At 36.5% G+C, this 252-nt stretch carries 1 protein-coding gene; it reads left to right on the top strand.

What is annotated here, in order from left to right; translation table 11 throughout:
- Window positions 1-252, top strand: a 252-nt coding sequence (locus tag AAEZ06_RS27845; protein ID WP_350617392.1) for a hypothetical protein, incomplete at both ends; no start/stop codon positions are given.

The raw sequence follows: 252 nt of genomic DNA, 5'->3' as shown, positions 1-252 counted from the left end.
AACTTATGTTGTGAGCAAAAATCGAACAAAGCTTCAAGCTATCAGTCCTGATAATGACTTTTTTCAAAGCTACATCATAGGCGACGATAACGGCTATGGTTTTATTCAGACGCCATCTCAAAGGCGTCTGTATAATGCAAAAAAATACTTTGAAAAAATATTGCAAGATAAGTCAATTGAACAGTTGCTGGAGTTTAAAACTAAGCTCGACTCCTGCACAAAAGTATTGACGTACTCTGTTAAAGATACCGC

Source organism: Pseudomonas sp. HY7a-MNA-CIBAN-0227, assembly GCF_040310325.1.
Lineage (GTDB): Bacteria > Pseudomonadota > Gammaproteobacteria > Pseudomonadales > Pseudomonadaceae > Aquipseudomonas.
Note: the sequence above shows the minus strand (reverse complement) of the source record. Positions and strands in the feature narration are given on the sequence as shown.